At 37.8% G+C, this 6,718-nt stretch carries 8 protein-coding genes and 1 pseudogene; 2 read left to right on the top strand and 7 right to left on the bottom strand.

All coding sequences use genetic code 11. From position 1 onward, the window contains the following. Window positions 1–8: 8 nt before the first annotated feature. From ACZ444_RS00235 to ACZ444_RS00250, 4 genes are all read right to left on the bottom strand, one after another. Window positions 9–974, bottom strand: coding sequence for a LacI family DNA-binding transcriptional regulator (locus ACZ444_RS00235; RefSeq protein WP_382358592.1), 966 nt, complete (start codon window positions 972–974; stop codon window positions 9–11). A 75-nt stretch (window positions 975–1,049) separates the two neighbouring features. Continuing rightward, on the bottom strand, window positions 1,050–1,610 hold the full coding sequence (locus tag ACZ444_RS00240; RefSeq protein ID WP_382358591.1) for a tyrosine-type recombinase/integrase: 561 nt from the start codon (window positions 1,608–1,610) through the stop codon (window positions 1,050–1,052). 236 nt (window positions 1,611–1,846) lie between these two features. Then, complete coding sequence (locus ACZ444_RS00245) at window positions 1,847–2,386, bottom strand: GNAT family N-acetyltransferase (protein ID WP_382358590.1); 540 nt, start codon at window positions 2,384–2,386, stop codon at window positions 1,847–1,849. Between the two features lie 233 nt (window positions 2,387–2,619). Next, window positions 2,620–2,775: a YbbN family protein gene (locus ACZ444_RS00250; protein WP_382358589.1), complete on the bottom strand. Its 156-nt coding sequence runs from the start codon at window positions 2,773–2,775 to the stop codon at window positions 2,620–2,622. A 418-nt stretch (window positions 2,776–3,193) separates the two neighbouring features. On the opposite strand from ACZ444_RS00250, the gene ACZ444_RS00255 reads away from it, so the two are divergent. Beyond that, the gene (locus ACZ444_RS00255) at window positions 3,194–3,706 is read left to right on the top strand and encodes a type 1 glutamine amidotransferase domain-containing protein (protein WP_382358588.1); all 513 of its coding nucleotides are present in this window, start codon (window positions 3,194–3,196) and stop codon (window positions 3,704–3,706) included. A 126-nt stretch (window positions 3,707–3,832) separates the two neighbouring features. Further along, window positions 3,833–4,942 (top strand): glycerol dehydrogenase, encoded by a 1,110-nt coding sequence (locus ACZ444_RS00260; RefSeq protein WP_382358597.1) that lies wholly within the window; start codon window positions 3,833–3,835, stop codon window positions 4,940–4,942. A 351-nt stretch (window positions 4,943–5,293) separates the two neighbouring features. On the opposite strand, the pseudogene ACZ444_RS00265 reads toward ACZ444_RS00260, so the two are convergent. The 3 genes and pseudogenes from ACZ444_RS00265 to ACZ444_RS00275 form a co-directional block, all read right to left on the bottom strand. Continuing rightward, window positions 5,294–5,680: pseudogene (locus ACZ444_RS00265) on the bottom strand (LD-carboxypeptidase); the annotation flags it as partial. Between the two features lie 218 nt (window positions 5,681–5,898). Next, window positions 5,899–6,510, bottom strand: a complete 612-nt coding sequence (locus ACZ444_RS00270) for a hypothetical protein (protein WP_382358587.1) — start codon at window positions 6,508–6,510, stop codon at window positions 5,899–5,901. A gap of 5 nt (window positions 6,511–6,515) precedes the next feature. Beyond that, window positions 6,516–6,716, bottom strand: coding sequence for a helix-turn-helix transcriptional regulator (locus ACZ444_RS00275; RefSeq protein WP_382358586.1), 201 nt, complete (start codon window positions 6,714–6,716; stop codon window positions 6,516–6,518). Window positions 6,717–6,718 lie beyond the last annotated feature (2 nt).

Below are 6,718 nucleotides of genomic sequence, written 5' to 3' on the forward strand. Positions count from 1 at the left end.
TATCTAATCTAGGTTATGGTGGAGACAGTGTTCCGTTTCACTAACTTAAAAGGAATTTTCATTTGCTCATTTGAACTGGTATAGAACAATCTAAAGGCTTGCTCCCCTATTTCTTTTATGTTTGAATCCACGGTAGTCAGTCCCAGAGTTTCTGACATAGGGTTATTATCGAATCCCATAATGGATAATTTGTCAGGGATATTGATGCCACTTATTTCAGCTTGGGTTATCATACCGGCAGCCACTTCGTCACCATTGGTTAGAATGGCCGTTGGCTTACTGTTGAGATTCTGCAATGTGCTAATAGCATTTTTTCCATCATGCATTGTGAAGCAATCTGTGAATATCCAATCGACTTCTATTGGCTGATTAATTTGGGTGAGGGCTGTCTTGAACGCAGCATAGCGCATTTTGCTGCTTAAGCTATATTTCCTTCCAGTACAGTAGCCAATTTTTCGATGACCTTCTTCAATAAGATAATTGATGCCCGTGAGAAATGCTTCGTAATGATCTGTGTAAGCGCAAGGCAGCTTTTCAAATCGTTCGCAGGAAATAATGGGCCCGTATTCTGTATAGGGCATGATGGTATCCCAATCATTAGAACGAGAGCATATGATTAATCCATCTAATTCTCTTCCCTTTAACATATCGAGGTATTTTAATTCTTCCGCCTGATCGTAACTTGTCGGGCAGCATAGAACGGAATAGTTATACATGAACGCACGTTTCATAATGCCGCCTACCATCGCCTGAAAATAAGGGTGATCAATATATGGCATGATAGCGCCAACTGTATACGTTTTTCCCTTAACTAGGTGGATGGCATTTAAATTTTGGTGGAATTCTAAGTCCTCAATAACTTGTTCTACCTTATGTCTTTTATCATCACTCACATAGGGATGATGATTTAAAACTCTTGAAACGGTTGTGACCGATACGCCGGCAAGCTTTGCAATATCCTTAATATTGGCCATTTGATACCCCTCTAAAGATTCCCTGTTTTCCTGCATGCTTTTGGACACGCCTGTCATATTTTATATGTAACGCCCTTATAATCGAAAATCTTTTAAGCTATTTTTAATGTCGTCTTCCTCAATCCCAATATAACGCTTTGTGATGTTCTGCGACGAGTGATTAAAGATGACCATCAGGGTCACAATATCGTGCGTCTGCTGAAAGTAATGGTACCCGAAGGTCTTCCGCATGGTATGGGTTCCAACGTAATCGTAACCGCACTTCTTACCGGCAGATTTCAAGAGACGATAAGCCTGCGTCGTGGATAATGGCTGGCCTGTACGCTGGCTGGCAAACAGAAAGCCTGTCTCGGGCTGACCTTCCAAGTATTCGGCAATATCGGCCATGACCGCATCTAAATGCACGAGACGTGATTTGCTGGTCTTGCCCTCCTGGATTTTCACGCTACTTCGGCCTTTCACATCTTCGATGCGCAGCCGTAATAGGTCACCGACCCGCAGACCGGTATTAATCCCCATACTGAATAATAAATTATTGCGTTTCGGATGCGTGGTCTGGTTGAGCGCTTCACGCATGTTTTGAATCTCGGCTGTCGAACGTAAGGGCTCGACGTTTTCGACGACTTGATCGCCCATGAAAATCCCTCTTTTTGGCGTATGGTTTCCTTAACCATTTAAGGTTACCATACATGTCCTAAAAGGTCTAAAAGAAAAGCCTGGCAAATGGGGATTTGACATGTAAGGTTTTACTAAAACATTACATGATCAAAGAGAAATTATAAAAGAGTAGGATAAAATTAATTGTATTCTTCTCTTATTTTAAGTAACTAACCATTCAACAATCACACCCGATAGTTGAATGGTTAAGCCATTTAGACCCATTCCCTAGAAAGAATACTGTATAGAATACAGTCATGAAAATGGTCATATAAATATTCAGCATCTCTAATTATGCCTTCTTGTTTAAAGCCAAGTCTTTCAGGCACACCTTTACTTTTTCGATTTTTAACACCGCATCGTATCTCAATACGATTCAATTTATATTCTGTAAAAGCTATGTTTACCAATGCTCTTACTGTTTCTGTCATAATTCCATTACCTTGATAACCTTCAGATAACCAGTAACCAATACTTGTTTTACTATTTGACCAATCTATTCCATGAAAGCCAACCATACCCACCATTTTTCCCTTATATAAAATACCTGCTTGAAAACCATCATTGGAAGCAAATTGTTTTAACCACATTTCGATCATTGGTTCATAGTCCGTTTCTTGCTTCATGTTATCAACCCATGGAAGCCATTCTCTTAGGTAATTTCTTGACTCATTAACCAAAGCAAATAATTCGTTAGTATCTTTTTTTTCAAGTAATTTTAGTGATATATTTTCATTAACTTTTATATTAAACAATTTATTCTTCTTCCCCTTCTTTATCTGGCCTGTTTGTTGAGTGAATCTTGGTTATTTTAATCCTATCACAACAGGCTTTTCGCATGTAAGCTTCTAACAAAACATTACATCAAACGACTGGCAGTGTTCTTTATGACAGTCTTTTAAACTAAATAAAATAACAGAATGAATCATATAAATTCTGGTTACATATTTGAAGAGCAACAATTATTGTTTTGCAGAAATTCAACATTTTAACCGGCTTCCGGAATGTTCTGTTTGAAGAAGTCACGAATGTCATCTTCTGACTGTTGACCAACAAGACGGGTTTCTTCTTCTCCATTTTCATAATGAATCAGCGTTGGTGTATATTCAATTTTTTCAATCGTATTGTTATCAAATTCAAACAAGTCCGTATTATTTAACTTTAAGCATGTATCTTCTTATAGCAGTACGCTTTTATGTTTAGGAACATAACCCTTTAGTATAGAGTATTTTATTCAAAAGCGAGTAAATGACACCAAAGGTGTTAGGATTTTATCCTAACAAGCCAATAGCTTGCCTTACCTCCTTACTGATCTATTTATTTCTCAATAGTAAGTATTTAGTATCTAATTTTTAATAAAATAGAGCACTCATATTTGCAATAAAACTAGCTTTAGCGCACGATTACTCACGTCAATACAATTTTGAGGACTTTTCACATGTAAACTTCTACATGAATGCAGCATATTATAGTCTGGTTCCCCCTTCCTGTAAGCGTATTTTTTGTAAGTTGAAACGTTTTATTATTATACTATAAAATATGAACGATGAAAGGGTGATAATATGAGTAAACACATTGCTGTTCTTGTAACAGACATGGTAGAAGAAATTGAATTGACCAGCCCTGTGAATGCATATAAAGAAGCTGGGCATACGGTTGATATTATCAGCGACGAAGCGAACAAAACAATCACTGGTAAAAATGGCAATGAAATGCAAGCCGATAAAGGAATTGACGATGTCAATGTAGCCGATTATGATGCATTGCTCGTCCCTGGCGGTTTCTCACCGGACTTGCTGCGGATCAATCCGAAAAACAGTGAGTTTGCAAAAGCATTCTTCCAGAACGATAAACCTGTATTCTCCATTTGCCATGGACCACAGTTCCTTACCGATACAGGCGAGCTTAACGGAAGAACGCTGACAAGCTTTGTATCTGTAAGAAATGATCTGAAAAATGCAGGCGCAAATGTAAAAGATGAAGAAGTTGTTAAAGATGGCAACTTTGTAACAAGCAGAACACCGGATGATCTGCCTGCATTCAACCGTGAAACGTTGAAATTCCTGCAAGACTAACACGGAATGTTAATTAAAAAAGATGCCTGTGCTGCATCCCTGAAGTCAGATTTCAGGGGTGCACATCGGCATTTTTCTCTTTTTAAGAAAAAACGCACTATACTACAGACAAGGGAGATGATTTTGATGTCAGAACGCATTTTTACGAGTCCAGCAAAATATATACAAGGCAAGAACTCCATAAATAATATTGGATCATATGTGAAAGAAATCGGCAGTAAAGCAGCAGTTATCGCAGATGAAGTCGTATGGGATATTGCCGGGCATCAAGTAGTCGATGCTTTAAAGAAAAACAATATAGACGCCACAGAAATTTTATTTAACGGCGAATCTTCAGAAGAAGAATTTGAACGAATTTCTCAAGAAGCTAAAAAAGCAGGCGCAACGATAATTATTGGCGTTGGCGGAGGCAAAACATTAGATACATCCAAAGCGATTGCAGATACACTGAATGCTTCTACAGTTATTGTTCCAACCGCTGCCTCAGCTGATGCACCAACAAGCGCGCTATCTGTGGTTTATTCGAAAGAAGGAGCTTTCGAAGGTTATCGTTTCTATAACCGCAATCCAGATTTAATTGTACTTGATACAAAAATTATTGCAGCAGCTCCGCCCCGTTTATTAGCTTCAGGGATAGCAGACGCTATGGCCACATGGATAGAAGCACGGGCAGTCATTCGCAATGGCGGGCCAAATCAGGTTGGTGGCAGAACAACACTGGCTGCAGAAGCGATTGCGAAAAGATGTGAAGAAGTCTTATTTGAATATGGCCATTTAGCTTATGAATCAGCTAAAGTAAATGCGGCAACGCCAGCACTTGAACAAGTTGTTGAAGCAAACACCCTGCTGAGCGGATTAGGATTTGAAAGTGGCGGTTTAGCCGCGGCACATGCTATCCATAATGGCTTTACTGCTTTAGATGGTGATATTCATCACTTATCCCATGGTGAGAAAGTCGCCTTTGGCACACTCGTTCAATTAACATTAGAAAATCGTTCCCTTGAAGAAATCGAACATTACATTGATTTCTACACTAGCCTGGATTTACCAGTGACACTCGAAGATATTAAATTAAAAGATGCAAAACGGGAAGATATCGTAAAAGTTGCTGAAGCAGCTAATGTTAATGAAGAAACAATCCATAATGGCTTTGACGTTACAGTGGAAGAAATCGTTGATGCGATCTATGCAGCTGATCAATACGCAAAAGCTTATAAACAAAAAAATAACTTATAAGGGATTGTTAAAATGATCCTTATTTAAAAGGTAGGGCTGTTGTGCCCTGCCTTTTTATATTCCCTTAAAACCTGCGCAATGCTTTTACAGCCTGTACATGGTGCAGTCTGTACAAAATTTTCATTAAATATAACAGAACTCACCGCGCCTCTTAACAATGCGAACCAGGGACCGTCATTTTTATCTTAGATATAATTCATTGGTCCTATTATTGATTCTGCGTACATTCGCAGTTTAAATGTTAACAGTATATGAAAAATTAATTATTGAGTTTATGACACGTGAACTCACATGTACTGCATGCTCCGGAACAGGTTTGCTTTCCGATGATGAAGGGTGGCAATATCATTAATATGTTGTAATACCTGTTCTCGCATAAAGGGCAAGCAGAATAGCCGTTGTATCTGAATACCCGACAACGAATTTTGAGTTTTGTTTGAATGCTTCATAATCAATATATGGCAGCATGCTATTTGAGTTTGTTCCTCCGATAGTGGCCATGATCATTTTCATATTTGGATTTCTTAGCAGCTCATTTAGTTCTTCCGCACGCTCTTTAGGCGATCCTGAACGATAACCATCCTGTTTTCCTGTTAATTTTCCTTCTGCAAAGACAAAACCTTTTTTCTTCATAAAGGACTTCGCTCGTTCAAAACGTTTTTAAGCTGTAACAGTTCCGGGCGAAGATGGTTTGAATATGCCAATGGTCTCTCCCTTTTTTAAAGGTTCCACGATAATGTTTTCACCTATCCCTTAGTAAATATTGTTCAACAATATAGTCTGCTTGTTGAATAAACGCTGATTATTTTAAGCCTATCACAGTAGGCTTTTCACATGTAAGCTTCTACATAAACATTACATCAAAAGAACAAAAAAGTAGAAAGATCTGAGCAGTTAAGCAGACTTTCTATTCAACAAACATGCCCGTTATTATGAAAAACACCGTATAATCAATTTCATTCTTTACCCCTTCTCAATCCATAAAGAAATAAGAAAGAAAGAAAACCACATATAAACAATATTCCTCCTGCTAAAAGGCCATCAACAAGAGTGGAAGTTTCATTTAAATAAATGGTGAAAAAAACAACGCTAATGGATATCAGTACCAATACAATAGTTGAAATGCCTAATCCTTTTCCCGCAGACTTTTCGTCGCCCTCGTAATCTACACTAATGTTCATAGACAAAAATACCAGTATAAGCGTTGACAGGCTAAATACAAACCATAGAGGATTTTCCTTCATACCATCCATACCTTTTGAAATTAAGTCATACCCTAATATTCCAAATATGCCAAGCAGTTGGATGACAAACGCAACACGTATTTTTTGTAAGTTTTTTAATGCCAGGCGTTCATCTGATGAGCCGAATGACATAAATGCTAGCACTACTATTGACGTTATAAATACTAGCCATAAAGGATTTCCTTTTATGCTGCTTAATCCATTCGAAATTAGATCATACCCTAATAAACCAATTATTCCAAGAGTTTGGAGAGTATAAACGAGGCGTATGTTTTTCAAATTTTTAATTGCTAAACGTTCGTCATTAATTCTTTGTACTTTCATTTATCTCACTCCTCCTTGTTTAACCAAAAGATCTCATCAAGTGTTTTATTTACTGCATAACAGATATTTAAGCAAAGTTTTAAAGTAGGGTTGTATTTCCCTTTTTCAATTAAACTAATTGTCTGTCGTGTAATGCCCACTTTTTCAGCTAATTGTTGTTGGGTTAAGTCTGCTTGTACGCGAGCAACTTTTAGATTATTTTTCATTA

It is taken from the genome of Lentibacillus kimchii, from assembly GCF_055381965.1.